The sequence below is a fragment of the Devosia sp. RR2S18 genome, from assembly GCF_030177755.1.
In the GTDB taxonomy this organism is placed as follows: domain Bacteria; phylum Pseudomonadota; class Alphaproteobacteria; order Rhizobiales; family Devosiaceae; genus Devosia; species Devosia rhizosphaerae.
Genome location: NZ_CP126539.1, coordinates 2,431,594 through 2,451,057, shown reverse-complemented (window position 1 = coordinate 2,451,057; position 19,464 = coordinate 2,431,594). Strand labels below are relative to the sequence as shown.

Here is a 19,464-nt window from a genome sequence, read left to right as displayed (position 1 = left end):
ACATGGCCCGAACAGACCGGCTTTTTCGCCTGCTTCAACTCATGCGGCAGATGCCGCCACCCATCACGGCCGCCAGATTGGCCGAAGCCATGGAAGTTTCTCTGCGGTCGCTCTATCGCGACATCGATAGCCTCCGCGCTGCAGGCGCTCGAATCGAGGGGGAGCGTGGTTATGGCTATCGGCTGGTCGAAGACTACGCTCTGCCGCCGCAAACCTTTTCCAGGGAGGAAATCGAGGTCATCGCCCTCGGGCTCGCTGAAGTGAAGGCAATGCGGGACCCTGCCATGTCTGCGGCCGCAAACGCGGTACTGTCGAAGGTTGCTGCGACACTGCCCAGCGACCGCGAACAGCAACTCCTCCATGCGGTTTCTCGCGTTTATCGCCCGGACCGGCAGCTAAGCGCCCCAGTGTTTCTGGATGCCGTTCGGGAGGCCTGTTGGCATGAATACGCCCTCGACATCAGCTATTCTGACGGTGCCGGCGCCATCAGCAACCGGCGCATCCTGCCACTCGCCATCATGTACTCCGAACGGACGTTGACGGTTTTGGCCTGGTGCTGCTTGCGGCGGGATTTCCGCATGTTCCGGCTTGATCGCCTGCAGAGTGTCCGCAAGGGAGACGAGAACTTTCGCCCCCGCCGAGCCACGATGCTGCGAGACTACATAGCGCAACTGGAGACGGGCGGGACGAGAAGTGGGTGAGGTTCAGCCGTTCAGCACCTTAGCCATGGAAGCACCAATTTGCCCGCCGGCATAAGCCGTTCCGTAGTCACGGCGCGCGTCATCTGCCAAGGCGGCGAGTGACGGCAGAGACGATATCCTCCTGCACAGGGCTGCCGTCATGGGCGCCATTTCCTCAAAGACCGCACGAACCGAACTGAAGCGCTCGGTCATTGTGGTCCATAGGGTGGCGGTAATCACATCGGCTATGCCCGGCGTGCTGCCGCCTAGGATGTGGCCGGCATCGGCTTCAAGTCCATACCGCCGGCCAGTCTCTTCCCAGAGGCTCATCCATTTCTTGAGGCGCGGTACGTACTCCCGCCAGCGCTCTTCCGTCCACATCTGTTGGCCCCCGTTGAGGGTGATTTCGTCAATGACGTCGTTTGCATCATTGACGATTTTCATGGTCATTGCCCGCAGCTGCGGAGTGTCGGGGAGGAGCTCCAGCGCTTCGCCGAGATACAGGATAATGGCCGGCATTTCCGCGATGGCGAAATCGGCTTTTCGATCGATCAGCACGGGCGGTCCCATGAAGGGCACAGGCATGTCCGCAATTGGCCCCTCCATCAGATCAGCGATTTTTTGATCTCCGCCCTCGGTCCAAGTCGTGCCGGCAAATGCCAGGACAGCTCGTACGAACTGTCCACGAAAAGGGACGGACCAATACAGAAGCTCATAATCGGCCAATTCTTGTCTCCCGAACGTGCCGTTGCCAGTGAGGGCAACGCGGGTCATGGCGATGGGTTCGTTGCAGCGGCTCAAAGAGCCAGGCTTTCGAAGATGTCCGCCTCTGGGCGCTATCTACATCCAGTCACACAATTTTCTTGGCGCAGTTCCCGAATCGACTACGCTTCGAGACCTCGCGGCGAGAGGAAGTGACCGTGAAAATCGACCTGGCTCTGATCTCGCCGCCACTTCGCACCATTCTCGCAAAGTACCTCAAGACCGCTCGGCTGGCGTTGCTCGCAGTGCTTGTCACCACCATGGTTGGCACGCTCACCAGTATCGGCGCTCCCTATCTCTTCTCGCGGCTGATCGACCAGCTCAATTCCGCGACAATGGTCAGCGGTCTTGTCTGGGGCTTCATGGTCTACGCAGTCCTCATGGGAGCTGCCTACGCCTTTCAGCGGATGTCCAGCTTTCTGACATTCATGACGTCGGAGAGCCTGAACTTCGTCACGTCCACCTCGTTCTTCGCGAGACTGGTGGAGAAGACCTCGACCTTTTTTCTCGATCATAACCCGGCTGAGATCGAAAGTGCCCAGCACAAGGGTGCAAGCGCTCTCAACATAGTGGTGCAGTTTGCCCTCGCGGCGATCCTTCCCAGCGTCGCACAGCTTGTCCTGGCTCTTGGCCTGCTCGGGACCGTGCTGAACTTCGACATCGCGCTTATCGTATTTGCCTATGGCGTGGTGTACGTGGCGCTCGTTACCCATGCGACTTCGGTGACCCGGCCGCATCTCGACGAAGCCATCGAGCAATCCCAGGCAAGCTCACGCTTCATCGGCAACGCCATATCCTCAATGGAAACGCTGCGTCAGTTTCAGTCAGACCAGTGGATGATTGGCCAGTTCACAAGTCGTGAGCGATCGGTGCTCGAGGCCTTCGGGCGGTACGCGACGACCCAGGTGAAATATGCATCTGTTTTCGGCCTGGCGCTCACCGCACAGTTCGCCATCACCCTCTGGCTGCTGGTTCCGCGCGTCACGTCCGGCGAGTTGACGGTGGGGGATCTTGTCTTGTTCAACACGCTCCTTCTCCAACTCAACATGCCCTTCCAGATGATGGGGCAGGCCATCCAGCAGTTGGCCCAGTCCTACTCGAACTTCCTTCCTTTCGCCCGGATGTGGCAGGCAGAGGCTCATGTGGAACCGACGAGCCGCCATCCCTTCGCCCTCACCGAGGGCGTTGTCGCGTTCACCGAGGTCTCGTTCGTTTACCCCAATGGCCGCGGCCTTTCCCCAACCAGCTTCACCGCCCAGCGCGGCACCATCACCTACATCACGGGCGACACGGGCGCCGGCAAGTCCACTCTGTTCAAGTTGCTCTTGAAAGCCATGCCGCCGGCGAGCGGGACCATTACGGTCGACCGCACTGATCTCGATGCGGTCTCCCGCTCGGATTGGTTTGCCCAGGTGGCTGCGGTGCCGCAGGACATTGTGCTGTTGAATGATACGCTGGCGACCAACATCGTTCTGGGCCGCGCGTTCGACACGGCCCGCCTCCAACGCGCCGCCAAACGGGCAGCAATCCTCGACTTCATCGAAGGCTTGGATGCTGGTTTTGACACCATCGTCGGCGAGCGAGGCCTGAAGCTCTCCGGTGGCGAACGCCAGCGCATCGCCATTGCTCGCGCGCTCTATGGCGACCCCGCTATCGTGCTGCTGGATGAAGCCAATTCAGCGCTCGACGCCGAGTCGGAAAAGTCCATCATGGACCAATTGCGGCTCATCAGGGATGAAGTCACCATTATAGCGATCACCCACCGTCTCAGTGTCATCGCACCCGACGACAAGGTCGTCAGAATTGGGCTGCAGCGGAAGTAGGGGAGTAAAATTGCGCGAGTAGCATAGTCCAGTAGCGCAGTTCCCTCGAACCAACGATCACGTTAGTTCTGCGGCGGAACTGAACCGACTTGCATCCTGCCACCTCTAGGCCTACATGCGGCTGCCCGATCATGTCGATCGGGTACGTTCTCAGGGCGGGGTGCAATTCCCCACCGGCGGTGTTTGTGCCATTTGGCGCATCAGCCCGCGAGCGCTCTCCTGATGGAGAGGTCAGCAGACTCGGTTCAATTCCGAGGCCGACGGTATAGTCCGGATGGAAGAGAACAGATGACGTGAGCGGCGACCCTTCGTTTCGGAGGGGCGCTTTTCCTGTCATTGGCCCTGAGTTCGTCACCTAGATGAGGACGAACATGGGGCGAAACCAGACAGATCCCAACCTTTCCCTGAGCGGCGCCATATTAGCGCGCGCTTTTGCGCGGGCAATCGAAGCTGCCAAGGCGTTCGAAGGCGCCACGGCACCCAATCCTCCCGTGGGCTGCGTCTTACTCGATGCGCAGGGAAACGAACTTGCCATCGCGGCCCACCAGAAAGCTGGCGAGCGACACGCCGAAGCCCTTGCCATTAGCCTCTGTCGCCAAGCAGGGTTGGTCGAGCGCATCCATACCGTCGTGGTGACGCTCGAGCCTTGCAATCACACCGGGCGCACACCGCCTTGCACCGATGCAATTCTCTCCACCCCAGCGCGCGCCGTCTGGATCGGCAGCCAAGATCCCAATGACAGCGTGGTAGGTTCTGGGGGCGAGCGCCTGCGGGACGCAGGGCTGGAGGTGCATTACCTTGCCGATCTCCAGCATCCGCGCCGAGCCGAGCTCTTGCCAGTGGCAGAGCGGCTTATCGCGCCATTTCATAAGCGCATCCGCACCGGCTTGCCCTGGGTGACGGTCAAACGGGCGGTGCGGCCAGATGGCAGCATGATACCCCCTGCAGGACAGAAGACCTTCACCTCACCGCGCTCCTTGACCTTTGCCCATCACCTGCGCCGGCGGGCGGATGTGATCGCGACGGGTTCGGGCACCATACTCGCTGACAATCCGGAGTTTACCGTTCGGCACGTGCCGGACGTCCTCCACAAGCATCGACTGCTGGCGATCTTTGACCGAGAAAGGCGCGTTCCTGCCGCTTACCTCAATGCGGCCCGAGAGCGCGGCTTCAGCGTGTCGATCGAGGACGCGTTGCCCGCAGCCTTCCGCCGCTTTGCCGAGGAGGGAGCACTGGAGGTGCTAGTCGAGGCGGGTCCACGCCTAACCGCCGAGGTGCTCAAGAGTTCGCTTTGGGACGAGCTCATTCTCATCGAGCAGGGCGGATCCTCCGGATCAGAAGACCGCATCACCATTCATCCGCGCGACGGCGCACTGCATGAGCTAACGGAAAAGGACCACGATGTTCTCGGGCATAATTGAGAAACTGGGACGTGTCACAACCATAGAGCGCCAAGGCGGAAGCCTCGTGCTGCAGCTTGAGACCGGCTATCCTGATCTAGAGCTGGGGGAGAGCGTCGCGGTCAACGGCGTCTGCTTGACCGTGACCGCGTTCGCGTCAGAAGGGATGGCGACGTTCTTCGTCAGTCCCGAGACGATCGATCGAACCAATTTGGGGCGGTTGGCGCCCGGAAAGCTCGTCAACCTGGAGCGCTCCGTCCGCCTGGAAACCCGGCTTTCGGGACATCTGGTGCAAGGCCATGTGGATGGCACAGCCTTTCTGAGCGCGATCTTGCCCGAAGCGGGATCGCGTCGTCTCGAGTTCCAGATTCCAGCGGAGCTGGCGCGCTACTGCGTCGAGAAGGGCTCCATTGCCCTCAATGGCATAAGCCTCACGGTCAACGGGATCACCGATGCGGTGTCCGGCAAAGCGTCGCTCTTTGTGACCATAATTCCCCACACCTGGGATCACACCAACCTGCAGTCCATTGAGGTCGGTGACGCCCTCAACGTCGAAGTCGACGTCATTGCCAAATATGTGGAGCGCCTATGTCAGCCCTATCCAAAGCACTAGCCGACCTCCGCTCCGGCAAGATGGTCGTGCTAGTGGACGATGAAGACCGCGAGAACGAGGGCGACCTCATCCTGGCAGCCCAGCATGTGACGCCCGAAGCGATCAACTTCATGGCCATGCAGGGCAGGGGATTGATCTGTCTGGCGCTGGAAGGTGCCCAGGTGGATCGGCTTGGCTTGCCGCCTATGGTATCAGCCAATCGTGCCCGCCGGGCCACCGCGTTCACGATCTCAATCGAAGCGCGCGACGGCATCACCACGGGCATCTCGGCGCATGACCGGGCCAGAACCATTCAGGTCGCCGCCGATCCCGCCGTCAATCCTATGGACGTCGTCTCACCGGGCCATGTGTTTCCTCTTCGCAGTGCGGATGGTGGTGTTCTGGTCCGTAACGGGCATACCGAGGGCTCGATTGATCTCATGCGACTTGCCGGGCTGCAGCGCTCAGCCGTTATCTGCGAGGTGATGCGAGACGACGGGCAGATGGCCCGCAGGCCGGATCTGGAGGCGTTCGCGCTCCGCCACGGACTGGCCGTGGTAAGCATCAGGGACATTGTCGATCATCGGCTGCGCACCGAGAAGCTGATCGAGGAAGTCGGTAGTGCCGAACTGCCCACGGTTTTTTCCGACGAGCCCATGCGGGTTCATGCATTCCGGTCCATCTTGGATGGCAGCGAGCACGTCGCTGTGGTCAAGCACCCATTGCCTGACATACCCTTGGTTCGGCTGCATTCAGAGTGTCTGACCGGCGATGCTCTGGGTTCACTGCGGTGTGACTGCGGCCCTCAGCTTCAGGAGGCAATGCGCCTGATTTCTGGGAGCGAGGGCGGCGCCCTCATCTATCTGCGGGGGCAGGAGGGGCGCGGTATTGGTCTCGCCAACAAGATCCGGGCCTATGCGCTGCAAGACAAGGGCCAGGACACTTACGACGCCAACACGACCCTGGGCTTCGCCCCCGACGCTCGGGATTACGGCATGGCGGCGCAAATACTCCAGTCGCTGGGCATCAAGCAACTCGATCTCTTGAGCAACAATCCGGCCAAGGCCACGGCGCTGGAGCACCTCGGTGTCTCCGTGCGCGAGATGCGGCCGCTCGTCATTCCACCCAATCCATTCAATCAAGCCTATCTCGCCACCAAGCGCGAGAAGTTTGGGCACACCTTCACCCATCAATAGGATTCCGCCATGTCTGACAACACTGTGACCGCCACCACGCGGCTGGCCATCATCGTGAGCCGCTTCAATGAAGAGGTCACCTCCGGTTTGCGGAACGGGGCGATTGCCTATCTTGCTGAACAGGGCCTCTCGGTAGGCGACGATAACGTTTATTCGGCCCCGGGAGCATTCGAGATCCCGCTAATCGCGCAGAAGCTGGCTCAGAGTGGCCGCTTCGATGGAGTGATCTGCCTCGGCTGCGTCATCAAGGGCGACACCGCCCATTTCGAGTACATCAGCGAAGCGGCGAGCATGGGGCTGATGTCGGCTTCGCTCGCCACCGGCGTGCCTCTGACGTTCGGCATTCTCACCACCTATACCGACGAACAGGCAATCGTCAGGAGCCGGGACGACGCCCACAACAAGGGCCGGGAAGCCGCCGCAGCCTGTGTCGAGGCGCTGGCGACCATCCGATCGATTTGAGTGCAAGGCGCAACTAACTGCTTAGAGGGGAGAACCTACTGCTCCGGGTAGGGGCTTTTCCCAAGCAAACGGGCCAGATGTGTCGCGTTTTTCGCCAGCGCTTTGGTGGCACTCGCTACCATTTCGGGGGTCTCTTCCAGCTTGTTGTAGTCCGTCGACCCCATGGCCTCACCCACCCAATAGCTCACTGCATTCGCGGGCAGGGTGAAGCCGACATCGTTGAGGGCTTGGTAAAGCTCTGCTGAAACGTGGTGGGCGCCATCCTCATTGCCCACCACGACCACGCCGGCCACGATACCGTAGGAAACCAGCCGCCCCGCGTCATCTTTTTCCCCGAGGAAAGCGTCCATGCGCTCCAGCACCCGCTTGCAGACGCTGGAGGGCTGCCCGAGCCAAATAGGCGTTCCCACAATCAGGATGTCGCTATCGAGAATGCGCCGGCGTAGCTGTGGCCACTGGTCGCCATTGCCTTCATCCGAACTCACACCTGGTTTGACGTCGAAGTCGGCAACTCGGAGGATTTCACCCTCCACGCCTTCCTGGCGAAAGGCCTCCAGCACTTGGCTTAGAAGGAGATCGGTAGAAGACGGCGAGCCCGACGACTTCAAGGTACAGTTCAGTGCAATGGCACTTAGCGGCATGTCATAACTCCTTGTGGCGAACCTGGCCCAGCACGAGCGGTGCGAGTGTCCGGCCCAACCGCTGCCCTGAAGCGACGTGCCCGACCAATTCGGTGGTCAGGTACTCAACCAGCCCGCTGCCAAGCCGTTCCACTGAGGGAGCGCGCCGAGATCCACTCCATGTGTCTGGCAGCTCCTGTTCGCTGATGGGCGCACCAAAGATCTGGTGCTGAGCAAAGAACAAAGCCGCCCCGTTAGACTGGGCGGCTTGCTGGTTGAGAGTGCGCGATGCGCTGAGACTATTGCCTCAGTTCTGGCCCCGGAGCGTTTTACGGGCGCCGGCTGCGGCGCGTTTGAAGATGGCAAGACGCCGTTCATCTTCATCGGCAGACCACATGGGGTCGACCTTCTGTTCCTTGTCTTCCGGCGCTCGTGCGCGACGGACGTCCTGATAGTGCTCGACGTGCATTTGAGATCCTCTCTGTGGCTGAGGAGAATCATGGGCCCGTATGGTTACCGGAACGTTACCAAATATCATTGGTGAGAATGGCTGCTGTCTATTCGGCGACCGGTAACACTCTGGTAACCGATGGCGAAGCCGCAAGGCGGCTCGGTATGGCTCAAAGCCTAGTCAGCAAAGCTGAGAAGGACACTGCCAGCCTTCTGACCCGAGCCGACACACGCACCGCACAGTCGGTGCGGTTCACCGTTGCCGCATGGACCTGCACGACGACACCGCCCTCAGCGGGCACTGGCATCGGGGCTTGCCTTACGCTCACAACTTCGGGCCCGCCATAGATCTCGCGATACGAGGTCTTCATTGCTCGCTCCCCAGCGCCGGCATGGCACCGAGTGCACCATAGAGCCAATTGCACCGGAGTGACCGGCGAAAGTCGGGGGGTGAGACCTCGGCACTTGGATAGATTCAAGTCGCCGGAAATGAACTCGATAACTGCAGAAAGAGAACCCAACAGGACTGTTCGGCTCAGCCCTTGAAATGGTTGGTACGCCCAAGGGGAATCGAACCCCTGTTTACGCCGTGAGAGGGCGTCGTCCTGACCGCTAGACGATGGGCGCGGAACCAATGCGCTCAGTGTTAAACCGAACACCAATCCCCAGCAAGGGGGGTGGTACGCCCTAGGGGAATCGAACCCCTCTCTGCACCGTGAAAGGGTGCCGTCCTAACCGATAGACGAAGGGCGCCTAAGCGCGTGACGGTCGTATAGAGGGCTGATTTTGTTTGTGCAACCCATTTGCGCCATCAAGAGCGATTTTTTCAACAGCCTGAAAAAGTGACCGGCCGGTTGTAGCCCCGGGGCCGGTCGCGCACGTCCACATGGATGAACTGCCGGCCGGGATAACAGCCCAATCCACCGACGGCGCTGGTCCGCATCGCAAAGGCGATCAGCTGGCGCTTGTCGACACCGGGGATGTGGAAGTCGGCCGCCATGCACTTGGTGTGATAAGAATTGCTAGCCCCGCCAGCCTTGCCGTTGTGATAGGTATCACGATAGCCCGAGTTCATGATGACCTTGCGCCCGAAATGGCCTTCGAACTCCCAGATCAGGAAGCGCAGCTTGGGCGACAGGCAGAGAGCATTCACCTCATTGGACGACACGAACGTGCCCCAGTCGGTGCGCTTGCCCGAATAGGCCGAGCCGTTGGAGCTAGCAAACATTGCCATGGGCACGCAGGCTCCCAGGGTTAGGACGCAGCCTAGGATGGCAGCCATGGATCTAATGGTGGAGGTGGTGGACTTCATCGCAACTTCCCCAAGCCTGGTGTTGCGCTTTGGCAACAAACAAGAACAGGTCATGTGAAGTCGCTAAAATACGCTGGGTTTCGCTAACCTCAGGCTAACCCTCGTGGTTAGCGAAACCTTTCGCGTCAGCTCCGGGTGCTGATCAGGGGTGGTTTACCACTGACCGGTATTGGGCATGGACACCCAAGGCTCCTGCGGCGGCAGCGTGCCGTCCTGGATCAGCTCGACCGAGATGCCATCGGGAGACCGGACAAACGCCATATGGCCATCGCGCGGCGGACGGTTAATAGTCACGCCCATGTCCATGAGGTGCTGGCAGAGCTGGTAGATGTCTTTGACGCGGTAGGCGAGATGCCCGAAATTGCGCCCGCCGGTATATTCCTCCGGATCCCAGTTGTAGGTCAGTTCTACCTCGCCAGCAGTGTCGCCGGGCGCGCGCAGGAAGATAAGGGTGAAGCGGCCTTTTTCGTTGTCGGTGCGGCGTACTTCCTCAAGGCCGAGGCCTTCGCAATAGAACCGCAGGCTCTCCTCGACATTGCTGACCCGAACCATGGTGTGCAGGTATTTCATGGGCGTTCTCCTTGGCTGACATGTGGAGTAGGGGGTACCAACCCTGCCGCTCCCCCGCAACACCAACAAAAACAGAAACGCCTTCTTAACTTTTGCCGTTGAATCGGCCACACTGATTTGGTTTTGTGGGAGTACCTCGCGGCGGCGGGGCGAGTACGAAGGGCTGATGGGATCATGGGGGCCAAGTTCAGGGGCGATGGCGAAATGCCTGCGACCGCAGCGGCGGAGGCTGGCGTGATGAGCCATGCCGATGCGCCCGGCAGCGAGCTGGACACGATTGAAATCTCGGGCTCCATCAAATGGTTCGACGCCGGTAAAGGCTTCGGTTTCATCGTGCCCGACAATGGCATGCCCGATGTTCTGCTGCACGTAACCTGCCTGCGCCGCGACGGCTACCAGACCGCTTATGAGGGCGCGCGTATCGTCGTCGAGGCGCTCAACCGTCCGGGCGGCCTACAGGCGTTCCGCATCGTCTCTATGGATGAGTCGACCGCTCGCCACCCGGCGCAAATGCCGGCGCCGCGCACCCATGTGGTGGTTGAGCCAACCTCCAACATGGTTCGGCTCGAGGTGAAGTGGTTCAACCGCATTCGGGGCTTCGGCTTTCTCTCCGAAGGGGAAGGGTCGCCGGACGTTTTCGTGCACATGGAGACGCTGCGCCGCTTCGGCATTACGGAATTGCGGCCGGGGCAACACGTGCTGGTTCGCTACGGAAACGGACCTAAAGGCCTTATGGTCGCCGAAATCAGGCCGGATGGATGGGGCGACGCGCCCTCATCGCACTAGGAAACTCTCCATGACCATGTCGCTTTCGTTCTTTGCTCCGGTGCTGCGCAGTGCCGGGGTGGCGGGTTTCGCGCTCGCTTTGACGGTTGCATCGCATGCCGATGAGAGCCGCTTGGTGCTCCACACCGAAACGGGTGAACATGTCTTCGATGTCGAGCTGGTCGATACGCCCGAAAGTCGCGCTCAGGGTCTAATGTTCCGCACTGAACTGGCGGACAACGCGGGCATGCTGTTCGATTTCAAAGAAGAGCGGCCGGTTGCCTTTTGGATGCGAAATACGTTCATCCCGCTCGACATGATTTTTGTCCGCGCGGACGGCGTGGTGAGCAACGTCCATGTCAATGCGCGCCCGCAGGACCCCACCTCGATCCCTTCCGAAGGGCCGGTGCAGTTTGTGCTCGAAATCCCAGGTGGTCGATCCCTGGAGATCGGCCTCAAGGCTGGCGACCGGATGGAACACGAGCGGGTAGACGCAGCAGAATAGACGTCGCTAGAGCCGGTGGATGACCATGCAGTCGATCACCGCCCACAGGTGAAGGCTGGCGCCGCCCACCACGAAAACGTGCCACAGAGCGTTCTGGAACTTCAACTTCTCCCACAGGTGGAAGATGATGCCCAACGAGTAAGTCACACCGCCCGCGAGCAGCAGCCAAAGAGTGGTTTCAGGCAGCGTCTGTGCGAGCGACTGGAAGACCAGCACACCGCTCCAGCCGATGGCGAGGTAGAGCGCGATAGCTAGGCGTCCGAACCGCTCGGGAATAATAAGCTTCAGCGCCACGCCGATGAGGGACGCGCCCCAAACGAAGGTGGTCATGGCCATCCCCACCGGCGTGCCGCCGATCACCGCAAGGAACGGAGTGTAAGTGCCGGCAATAAAGAGAAAGATTGCGGCCTGATCGAAGCGGGCGAGCCACTTTTTGACCGGGGATACCGGCCACAGATTGTAGGCAAAGGAAATACCGAGAACCGCCAGCAGCGTCCCGACATAAACCGACAGCGCCGGTACCGCATCGGGTGCGGTTTGGGTGGTGGCGAGCGTCAGCAGGATGGAACCGGCGGCAGCCGCCCCGATCAGCCCCAGCAGGTGCACTATGCTGTCAGCTACCTTCTCGGCGAAGGTATATGGCCTCTGCTCTCGGCTCCACCACGAGTATGATTTGGTATTCTGCAAGACAACGAAACTCCTGGCGCACAGCATGGCAGGGAAAGATGGCGGTTGTGTTGCGGGCACAACCAAAACGTCGACATCCCTATCGCGCGCATAACGTCCGTGGTGTACAACCGGTTTCCTGCGCTCTCAGCTTCTTGACGAGTAATCAAGGCGTTACCATAAGAAGCCAAACGAGTGTGCCCATGTCTCCTGTTTCCCTGTTCAACGCTTTGGCGGATCCTACCCGCTGCAAAATCGTCGAGATGTTGCAAGAGGGGCCACAACCCGTTCACGTGCTCTCGGCTGAATTCCGGATCAGCCGACCGGCCATCTCACGCCATCTGCGGGTGCTGAAATCGGCCAAGGTGATCGGCCTCACCAAAAAGGGACGCGAGAACCGCTACCGGCTCCTGCCTAACCGGCTCACGCCAGCTCAGCAATGGCTGGACAAAATCATGACCCCTGCAACTCCGGTGCCAGCGCCACAGATCATCATTGCATCCACGCCCGAGCCAGCAGCACTGGCGGCAAAGCGAGCGGCTTCCAAGACGATCAAGGAGATCAAGGCGGACCCGCAGTCGCAAATGGGCTTCGACTTCTAAATTCAACACCTTGCTGTGGATCGGCGGAGGGTGAAGCGAGCCGCTGGTCGTTAACGAGTGGTTTACCCATCTTGTTGAGAGGCCAGAAAGGGTATGAGCTCAGCGCGTTGGGAAACATGGCTATCGCGCGGAGGTTCGATGGTGCCCCGCTTCTATCTGATCATCGTCTTGGCGCTCGCCGGCTGGGTTGCGCTCATCGGCATCGGCTGGCTTATGTGGGAACTGCTCTAGCCCGCTAGCTCTTGTCTCCGCGCTCTTGCTTGAACGCCTGAATGAAACGATCAACGGTTGGCCCTCGCGCCAATTGTGGCGCTTTGCTCGACTGTGTGGGTCTAGGTAGCGACGAGCGCTGATGCCGCGCTAGCCACCATTGTCCCACCAGGAAATATGTAGTTCCCGCTGCCGCCCCGGCAATCAGTGCCAAGATGAACTGGATCAGCATCAGCGTGCGCTCCGCTCGAGCAGAGCTCTCCTTCTGGTGACATACTCCGGGCCAAACTGCAGGCCAGCGCAGCTCTGCAGCCATGGCGGTTCCGCACTATCGACGTCATCGCGCCGAGCCACAACTCACGGACCTAAGACTGGTAAACGGGCAAGCTTCTACGTCGATTGCTCCCATCCCGAGCGGCTCAGCGCATATCGAAACTGCTGCCTTGTTTGGCCATGAATCGGCAACCCTACGCTGCTGTCCCCCTAAATCAGGGCATCCAAATTTGCGCGAGCAACGTTGGAGTTTTGTGAGAGTGGAGGTCACAATGGTTCTGCGGTTTATGTCTTGCGTCTTGGTTGGAACCACAGGAATGCTGGCGATGGCGCCTGCCTTGAGCGCAGAGGTCGAGCTCAACCTCTCCGGCTCGGCCTACGAGGGCGGTCCCGCCTTTGAAGCGGCCATTGGGGGACAGGTGGTCGGCACAGGCACGGTCGAGAACCCCGTGCCGGAAGGTACATCCTTTCGCTTCGAGGTGGACGACCAAGTGCTCGCGGGCGCCGGTGATTTCACCGTGCGGCTCACCAATGATTATTCGGAAGGCGAAGGGCAGGACCGCAATCTCAGCATTCTGGCCGCGCGTGTCGGCGCGGTGGGCCTCACGCCTGAAGATTTCATCCTTACCAGCGGCAGCGAGCCCATCGAGCGCGACGCTGGTGCCGGCGTGCAGATATGGTCAGGCGACGAAACCGCCGTCGCCAATGCGCCAGAGGGCGGGTGGATCGGAGCGGGTGCCGCAAGCGACCGTGAGGGGCAGGGGGCGCCCGCTGCCTGCACCGCCGGCGCTGAGGTCACCGGCTTTGCCCGCAATGAATTTGTCCCCGAAACCGACCCCTCCGGCAATCTTGGCAATCTCGCCAGCCAAGCGATCAGCGGCGCCTGCTCGGTGACGATCACCGGCTATGCCGATGAGACAGGCTCGGACGTGACCAATCGCCGGATCACCGCGGCCCGGGCCGGGGCGGTGCTCGACCAACTCCTTGAGAGCGGCGCCGATTTCCCTGCGGCCAACATCGTGCCCACCGAGGGCACGACCGAATTCGGCGCCGATCCAGCGGCTAACCGCCGGGTAAACGTGCAATTGTGGAGCCCGCAAGCCATATCCAGCGGCCCGGTTGCCGGCCTGCTGGGCGACGGTCAGGACGCTGGGCTCGAACAGGCGCTGATCCTGGGCTGGCAGTCCAATGGCGAGCTCTACATCCGCTCCAGCAACACCGATCCGAAAGAGGTGCTCTGGCTGTTGGAGCAGGCCAAGGCTAAGGTGCTGGCGGGCGAGCCGATTCAGGGTCCTGGAGAGTAGCGTCCGGCTGCACGCGAGAGGTCACCTTGTCCCGCCCCCGTTCCCGCTTTGAGGCGCAAAAGCCTTGGACACCCCTGCCGTTTTCGCCTTTGCATGAGGCGCTGTGGCAGTTCCTGTGCACGGCCTGCCTGGTGTTCGGAGCCTGGTACATCGGCTGGCGCTGGCTGTTCTCCATCAATTTCGATGCGCTGTGGTTTTCCATTCCGCTGCTCGTGGCCGAAACTGGCGCCTTCATTGGCCTGGTGCTCTTTACCATCAATCTGTGGTCGGCTCGGTCGCCACGCCCGCCAGCGCTGCCTGAAACCGTTCGCGATTGCAGCGATGATCCGGAGGTGCCGGATCGGCCGCTATCGATCGACGTCTTTTTTGCCACCTACAGCGAGGATCCCGAACTGGTTCGCCTGGGGCTGCGCGCCGCCCAGCAACTCCGCTATCCCTATCCAATCGATCTCAAGGTGCATGTGCTCGATGACGGCAAGCGCCCGGCGATGGAGGCCGTCGCGGCCGAGGAGGGTGTCAACTACATCACTCGCACCGACAATGTGGGGTTTAAGGCAGGCAATCTGCGCAACGCCATGACCCTTACCTCCGGCGACTTTATCCTGATCTGCGATGCCGACATGATCCCGTTTCCGACCTTCTTGGAGGAGACGCTGGGTTATTTCCGCGACCCCAAAATGGCCTGGGTGCAGACGCCGCAATGGTTCTACGACGTGCCGCCAGGCGTGCCTCTGCCGGCCAAGCTTGAACGCCGGCTCGGCAAGCCGGGTGCATGGCTAGGCCGCGGGATCGAGCGGCTGATCGGGCCGGTACAACTGGGCGAGGATCCCTTCGCCAACGATCCGCAATTGTTTTTTGACGTCATTCTGCGCCGCCGCAACTGGGCCAATGCGAGTTTCTGCTGCGGTGCCGGGTCCATCCACCGGCGCGAGGCGGTCATGGAGTCGGCCCTGCGCCAATGGTCAGATGCGATCGAAGCAGCTGCCGGCCGCAACGAAGCGGCCGCGCGTCGTCTCACAGGGGAAGAGGCAATCTCGGACACCCTGCGGAGCGCCATGCGCTGGCAGGGCGCCCTTGATGAGGAGTTTCAGCCCTACAAGTTTCATGTCTCGGAAGACATCTACACATCCCTGACCCTGCATTCCGACCGCGAGCGGGGCTGGAAATCGGTACTCCATCCAGTGGTTCAGGCCCGCATGCTCTCACCCAACGACCTTCTCAGTTGGACGGTGCAGCGCTTCAAATACGCTGGCGGCACGCTCGACATCTTCGTCAACGACAGCCCCTTCTTCCGCAAGGGCCTGACGCTCTGGCAGAAGCTCATGTATGCGGCCACCTTCTATTCCTATCTGTCACCGATCTGGAATGTGATCTTCATCGTCTCACCGATAGTTTTCCTGTTCACCGGCATCGTGCCAGTTGCCGGCTATACACTCGATTTCTTCATCCACATCTCGCCCTTCCTGCTGCTGAATGAATTGTCCAAGCTTGTTGCTGTGTGGGGTAATTCCAACAGCAAAGGGCGCGCTTGGTATCTCGCCACCTTTCCCCTCAACTTGCAGGCGCTCTGGGCCATCATCCGACGCCAAAAGATTTCGTTCCCGGTCACTCCCAAGGATCGGCAGGTCGGCACCTATGGCCGCTTGGTGCGCTGGCAAATGGCAGTGGTCGTTTTGACCTTGAGCGGGCTTGTCTGGGGGTGGGGAGCGTACACCTTCGAAATTCCGGGCTATACGCTAGGAGCGATGATCGCGAACACGCTTTGGGGGCTCAGCAATGCGGTTTCGATGCTCCCCATCATCCGGGCAGCCTATTGGCAGCCTGATGCCGAGTTCGAAGCCGATATCGTCTCGGGCAAGATGCAGGGCGAGGCGGTCTGAATTGGTCTGTGTAGGAACTAGGTGCATCACATGAGTTTCAGCGAAGCCCTGTTGCGGGTCCGGGGGCAGCTCGCGTTTTTGTTGGCGTTGGTGTGCTCGACCGCGGTGATCATCTATCTTGAGGCCCTGGATGCCGAGGCTCGCATCCGCGATCAAGTCGTGGCGCAAGTGGCGGTCACCGGAGAGCTACCGGACCGGTCAACAGGGTTGTCTAAGTCCGCGCGTGATGCTCTCGAACTGGCCCGGTCAGACTTCGAGCGAGACCCTGAGGTCCCGCTACATCAGGCGGCTCTTCTAAACGCAGTGGTTCTTGCAACGGCAAATGGCGTGGACACAGCCGACGCACTCCTTGGGGACGCTGGCCGCGTGCTAGCCATGCTGGAACAGGGCAGCGGACAGCAGGTTCGGACGCTCGCACCCGCGCTCGGCCTCCTTGCTACAGCCGTTCCGGAGCTTGAGCCCCGCGTTCTGGCACTACTGAACGCGCGTGCCGGGGTTTTCGAATAGCTTGGTCAGGGTCAGCCGATTGATGCCGGATTGAGAAGAGTAGCTGATCTCATCCATCGTCATCTTGATCAGCGACAATCCCATTCCGCCTTCTGGTAGCTCGTCGAGATTTTCAGGATTGAAATCGAACAGCGCTGCCGTGTCCGGCTCGAGCAGGCTCCCCGGCATAGGAGGAGCTTCGTCGAAGATGTCCAGCACCACCCGATCTGACTTGATGCTGATCTTGACCTCGACCGGCAGGCCCTTCTCGCCTCGGTAGCCATGCTTGATCACGTTGTTGATGGCTTCAACCACGCTCAGTTCAACGTCCGCGAGCATGTCTTCGCCCAACTTGTCCGAGCAAAGCGCGCGAACCGCCTTGGCTACGAGCTCAACGCTATCGAGGTCGCTGTCTATTTGCAGGCTGACGGCGGGGATCATGCTGCATTCCTTCAGGAGGTAAGGCTAGCAACAGCCGCTTCAGGCGTATCGTGCATGGAAAAGACGCGGTCCATGCGGGTGAGGGTGAACAACCGCTTCACGGGGCTGCTGGCCCCGGCAATTGCGAGGTTGCCGGCAGGGCCGAGACGCTTAAGGCAGGAAACGATCACCCCCAGCCCCGAGCTGTCGATGAATTCTACGTCGCGAAGATCGAGCACCAGGCGACTTGCACCGTCTTCGATCAAGCTCCCGATCCGCTCCTTGAACAGCGGTGCCTTGCCAGCGTCGAGGCGCTTCTCGGTCAGGCGGACTACCAGCACGTCTCCGGTGGTCTCAGTGGATAGCATGTGTGGGTCCCCACGATGTGTTTCGCTCAATGACAAGGACGCTGACATCGTCCGTCAGATTGTCAATTCCCCGCCAGCTCCTGAGCGAAGCTTGCAGCGTCAACAAGAGATCTTTCGTTGACCGCTGCGCGTGCTCGGCAACAAGGGCGAGAAGGCGGTCTTCGGAGTAGAATTCCCCTAGCCGGTTTTCCGTTTCAATCACGCCGTCGGAATAGATCAGAAGCCGGTCGCCCGCAGCGAACTCGAACTCCAGCGTATCATAGGTTGCCTGTGGCAGCATGCCGATCGGAAATCCGCTCTCGCCCAAAAAACGCACCTGTCCGTTTGCGCCGATCAGAAGCGGGCAGGGGTGTCCGGCCTGCACCATCCGGGCGCGGGGATAGGTCGGGTCTATCTCGCCGAAAATGGTGGTGAAATAAGGCAGGTCAGGGGGCCACTCCTGATTGACCTCGGAGAGCACGTCTTCCAGCGTCGCATCGTCACGGCGGGTGAGAATGGCTTGCGAAAGCGTGTGCTGACCGGCCACCGAGACCAACGCAGCAGCCGCGCCATGTCCGGCAACATCAATCTGAAAAAAGCCCACCCCGCCACCCGGTCGTCGGATCACGTTGTAGGTGTCACCGGCCACCAGGCTCGAAGGAGAGTAGAGGCCAGTATGGTTGATGCTGTCGACCGCAGCGGGGGGCGGAAGCATGGCCATCTGGATCGTGGCAGCGGCTTCGAGGTCGCGCCGAAGTTGGTCATAAGTGTCTTGAAGGTCGTGGTGCACGCGCTGCAACTCCACTTGGGTGCGCTGGCGCAGAATTGCGTTGGCTTTGAAGGTGCGCAGTGCGTTCGTCATCTGCCCGACTTCATCATGACGACGAGCACGCGGTGCCGGTGTCGTGAGATCATTGGCTGCCAAGCGGACCATGGCTTCGCTGACCTGTCTGAGCGGCTGTATGACGCGTCGCCGAACCACCAGGAGAATAAGGACAGCTGCAACTACTCCGCCCACCGCCAGCAGGGTCACGAGGAACGCCGAACGCTGGGCCTGTGCGACGAGGCCTTCCAACCTCACGCGCGAACTTTCCAGCAGGTGCGCTTGCATCAGAGTTAGGCTGTCCAAAGTCGTCTCGGAGGTCAGCTGCCAAGCCTGTAGGACGTTTTCCGGTGTGAGGTTTGGCGCCGCATTGACCACCGTGACCTGTAGAGGATCGTAGGTGCGCTCATAGGTCTGCTGGGCTGCAGCGATGGTGCCGCGGACATCTGGAGTGAGCGATGAGGAAATTTCCCCGCCGATCAGTTGCCACGCCAGCTCCATGCGACCCACGTTGCGGGCCATTACCGCCTCGAGGCGGGATCGGTCCGCTTCTGCTGCGGAAATCAGCCCCACGCCGACTGCCTCATTATACGCGACAGCTTCGTGCAACACGTCAGCGTGGGCGCGGACATTGGCCTCGGAGCGCAGCGTGGGATCCACAGGGCGATTGTTGTGCAGCAGGCTCAAGCGAGAGGATTGCAAGGTGCGCACCAGTTCTGTCGCACTGGCAATCCAGGCAGCCGCAGCATCCCGCCGGCTCATGCCGTCCTGGGTTGCCCCCGCCTCATCCGCAACCAGACGCCATACTTCGATCTGCTGCTCGGCCCGGCGAATAACGTCGAGACTGCGATCCGCATTAGGAAGGTACGATCGTCCTCGGGTCAGGTCCTGCCGGGCTTCCACAAGTGCCAGATCCACTTGCTCGCGGAGCTCACCGATTGGCGCTGGGGGCGCTCCATCACCCGTCAGTAGGTGCACATAAGTACTGGTTCGCTCGCGCGACAGCGCCGTGCTGGCTACCAGCATGTGCTCTCGCACCTCGTTGGAGGCTTGCAGTCGCTGTGCGGTATCGAGCCTGACAAGTTCCTCTTGCACCAACATGGCCGCAACCAACACCAGGGCCAGGCCCAGAGCCAGCGTAAGAACAAGGATGATGTGGCGTATCTTCATTAAGCGTCCACGTACCTGTTGGCCCGAGAGCAGGTAGCGCCTACCTGCGGCCACATCGTGGATTAAACAACCACAAAGAACGATCAGTTCACCTAGTTTTCCACTATCGACCGTTCCTCCAAACGGCTGATTAACAACGGGTTAAC

Annotated in this window: 22 protein-coding genes, 2 tRNA genes and 1 riboswitch; of the genes, 12 read left to right on the top strand and 12 right to left on the bottom strand. The window is 60.6% G+C overall.

Annotated elements, in window-relative coordinates; all coding sequences use genetic code 11:
• Positions 1-2: 2 nt before the first annotated feature.
• Positions 3-701 carry a helix-turn-helix transcriptional regulator gene (locus QOV41_RS12100; RefSeq protein ID WP_284576885.1) on the top strand — a complete coding sequence of 233 codons (699 nt, stop codon included), beginning with the start codon at positions 3-5 and terminating at the stop codon, positions 699-701.
• A 3-nt stretch (positions 702-704) separates the two neighbouring features.
• Here the strand turns inward: QOV41_RS12100 and QOV41_RS12095 are convergent, their stop codons facing one another.
• Positions 705-1,454, bottom strand: coding sequence for a glutathione S-transferase (locus QOV41_RS12095; protein WP_284576883.1), 750 nt, complete (start codon positions 1,452-1,454; stop codon positions 705-707).
• 146 nt (positions 1,455-1,600) lie between these two features.
• Here QOV41_RS12095 and QOV41_RS12090 point away from each other — a divergent pair, with 146 nt between their 5' ends.
• The 5 genes from QOV41_RS12090 to ribH all read left to right on the top strand — a co-directional run bounded on the left by QOV41_RS12090 (position 1,601) and on the right by ribH (position 6,915).
• A complete protein-coding gene (locus QOV41_RS12090) occupies positions 1,601-3,265 on the top strand; it encodes an ABC transporter ATP-binding protein (RefSeq protein ID WP_284576881.1) in 1,665 nt (554 codons plus the stop codon).
• 142 nt (positions 3,266-3,407) lie between these two features.
• Positions 3,408-3,555: riboswitch (FMN riboswitch) on the top strand.
• Between the two features lie 81 nt (positions 3,556-3,636).
• Positions 3,637-4,686 (top strand): bifunctional diaminohydroxyphosphoribosylaminopyrimidine deaminase/5-amino-6-(5-phosphoribosylamino)uracil reductase RibD, encoded by a 1,050-nt coding sequence (gene ribD / locus QOV41_RS12085; protein ID WP_284576879.1) that lies wholly within the window; start codon positions 3,637-3,639, stop codon positions 4,684-4,686.
• On the top strand, positions 4,667-5,278 hold the full coding sequence (locus tag QOV41_RS12080) for a riboflavin synthase (protein ID WP_284576877.1): 612 nt from the start codon (positions 4,667-4,669) through the stop codon (positions 5,276-5,278). The genes ribD and QOV41_RS12080 overlap by 20 nt, the downstream gene beginning before the upstream one ends.
• On the top strand, positions 5,254-6,453 hold the full coding sequence (gene ribB / locus QOV41_RS12075) for a 3,4-dihydroxy-2-butanone-4-phosphate synthase (RefSeq protein ID WP_284576876.1): 1,200 nt from the start codon (positions 5,254-5,256) through the stop codon (positions 6,451-6,453). Before QOV41_RS12080 ends, ribB begins: the two co-directional genes overlap by 25 nt.
• Before the next feature lie 9 nt (positions 6,454-6,462).
• Positions 6,463-6,915 carry a 6,7-dimethyl-8-ribityllumazine synthase gene (gene ribH / locus QOV41_RS12070; RefSeq protein WP_284576874.1) on the top strand — a complete coding sequence of 151 codons (453 nt, stop codon included), beginning with the start codon at positions 6,463-6,465 and terminating at the stop codon, positions 6,913-6,915.
• A 35-nt stretch (positions 6,916-6,950) separates the two neighbouring features.
• Here ribH and QOV41_RS12065 read toward each other — a convergent pair whose 3' ends face one another.
• From QOV41_RS12065 to QOV41_RS12035, 7 genes are all read right to left on the bottom strand, one after another.
• Positions 6,951-7,556: a flavodoxin family protein gene (locus QOV41_RS12065; protein WP_284576872.1), complete on the bottom strand. Its 606-nt coding sequence runs from the start codon at positions 7,554-7,556 to the stop codon at positions 6,951-6,953.
• Positions 7,557-7,842: 286 nt separating this feature from the next.
• Positions 7,843-8,004 carry a hypothetical protein gene (locus tag QOV41_RS12060; protein WP_284576870.1) on the bottom strand — a complete coding sequence of 54 codons (162 nt, stop codon included), beginning with the start codon at positions 8,002-8,004 and terminating at the stop codon, positions 7,843-7,845.
• 151 nt (positions 8,005-8,155) lie between these two features.
• A complete protein-coding gene (locus QOV41_RS12055; protein WP_284576868.1) occupies positions 8,156-8,356 on the bottom strand; it encodes a hypothetical protein in 201 nt (66 codons plus the stop codon).
• A gap of 181 nt (positions 8,357-8,537) precedes the next feature.
• Positions 8,538-8,612, bottom strand: a tRNA-Glu gene (locus tag QOV41_RS12050).
• A gap of 51 nt (positions 8,613-8,663) precedes the next feature.
• Positions 8,664-8,738: transfer RNA gene (locus QOV41_RS12045), tRNA-Glu, on the bottom strand.
• Between the two features lie 73 nt (positions 8,739-8,811).
• On the bottom strand, positions 8,812-9,297 hold the full coding sequence (locus QOV41_RS12040) for a YcbK family protein (protein ID WP_284576866.1): 486 nt from the start codon (positions 9,295-9,297) through the stop codon (positions 8,812-8,814).
• Between the two features lie 153 nt (positions 9,298-9,450).
• Entirely contained in the window at positions 9,451-9,867 is a 417-nt protein-coding gene (locus tag QOV41_RS12035; protein WP_284576864.1) for a VOC family protein, read from the bottom strand.
• A 237-nt stretch (positions 9,868-10,104) separates the two neighbouring features.
• On the opposite strand from QOV41_RS12035, the gene QOV41_RS12030 reads away from it, so the two are divergent.
• Both QOV41_RS12030 and QOV41_RS12025 read left to right on the top strand, forming a co-directional pair.
• Complete coding sequence (locus QOV41_RS12030) at positions 10,105-10,653, top strand: cold-shock protein (protein WP_284581307.1); 549 nt, start codon at positions 10,105-10,107, stop codon at positions 10,651-10,653.
• A gap of 10 nt (positions 10,654-10,663) precedes the next feature.
• Positions 10,664-11,137, top strand: coding sequence for a DUF192 domain-containing protein (locus QOV41_RS12025; RefSeq protein ID WP_284576863.1), 474 nt, complete (start codon positions 10,664-10,666; stop codon positions 11,135-11,137).
• Between the two features lie 6 nt (positions 11,138-11,143).
• Here the strand turns inward: QOV41_RS12025 and trhA are convergent, their stop codons facing one another.
• Positions 11,144-11,824, bottom strand: coding sequence for a PAQR family membrane homeostasis protein TrhA (gene trhA, locus QOV41_RS12020; RefSeq protein WP_284576861.1), 681 nt, complete (start codon positions 11,822-11,824; stop codon positions 11,144-11,146).
• A gap of 182 nt (positions 11,825-12,006) precedes the next feature.
• Between trhA and QOV41_RS12015 the strand changes: the two genes are divergently transcribed.
• From QOV41_RS12015 to QOV41_RS12000, 4 genes are all read left to right on the top strand, one after another.
• Positions 12,007-12,405: an ArsR/SmtB family transcription factor gene (locus tag QOV41_RS12015; RefSeq protein ID WP_284576859.1), complete on the top strand. Its 399-nt coding sequence runs from the start codon at positions 12,007-12,009 to the stop codon at positions 12,403-12,405.
• Between the two features lie 809 nt (positions 12,406-13,214).
• The gene (locus QOV41_RS12010; protein ID WP_284576857.1) at positions 13,215-14,192 is read left to right on the top strand and encodes a carbohydrate-binding domain-containing protein; all 978 of its coding nucleotides are present in this window, start codon (positions 13,215-13,217) and stop codon (positions 14,190-14,192) included.
• A 26-nt stretch (positions 14,193-14,218) separates the two neighbouring features.
• A complete protein-coding gene (locus QOV41_RS12005; protein ID WP_284576855.1) occupies positions 14,219-16,072 on the top strand; it encodes a glycosyltransferase family 2 protein in 1,854 nt (617 codons plus the stop codon).
• A gap of 30 nt (positions 16,073-16,102) precedes the next feature.
• Positions 16,103-16,579: a hypothetical protein gene (locus tag QOV41_RS12000; protein WP_284576853.1), complete on the top strand. Its 477-nt coding sequence runs from the start codon at positions 16,103-16,105 to the stop codon at positions 16,577-16,579.
• Here the strand turns inward: QOV41_RS12000 and QOV41_RS11995 are convergent.
• From QOV41_RS11995 to QOV41_RS11985, 3 genes are read right to left on the bottom strand one after another with little or no spacing between them, the layout of a single operon-like run.
• Entirely contained in the window at positions 16,547-16,999 is a 453-nt protein-coding gene (locus QOV41_RS11995; RefSeq protein WP_284576851.1) for an ATP-binding protein, read from the bottom strand. The two genes, QOV41_RS12000 and QOV41_RS11995, sit on opposite strands and share 33 nt — an antisense overlap.
• Before the next feature lie 11 nt (positions 17,000-17,010).
• Positions 17,011-17,346, bottom strand: coding sequence for an STAS domain-containing protein (locus tag QOV41_RS11990; RefSeq protein ID WP_284576849.1), 336 nt, complete (start codon positions 17,344-17,346; stop codon positions 17,011-17,013).
• On the bottom strand, positions 17,333-19,318 hold the full coding sequence (locus tag QOV41_RS11985) for a PP2C family protein-serine/threonine phosphatase (RefSeq protein ID WP_284576847.1): 1,986 nt from the start codon (positions 19,316-19,318) through the stop codon (positions 17,333-17,335). Before QOV41_RS11985 ends, QOV41_RS11990 begins: the two co-directional genes overlap by 14 nt.
• Positions 19,319-19,464: the final 146 nt, after the last annotated feature.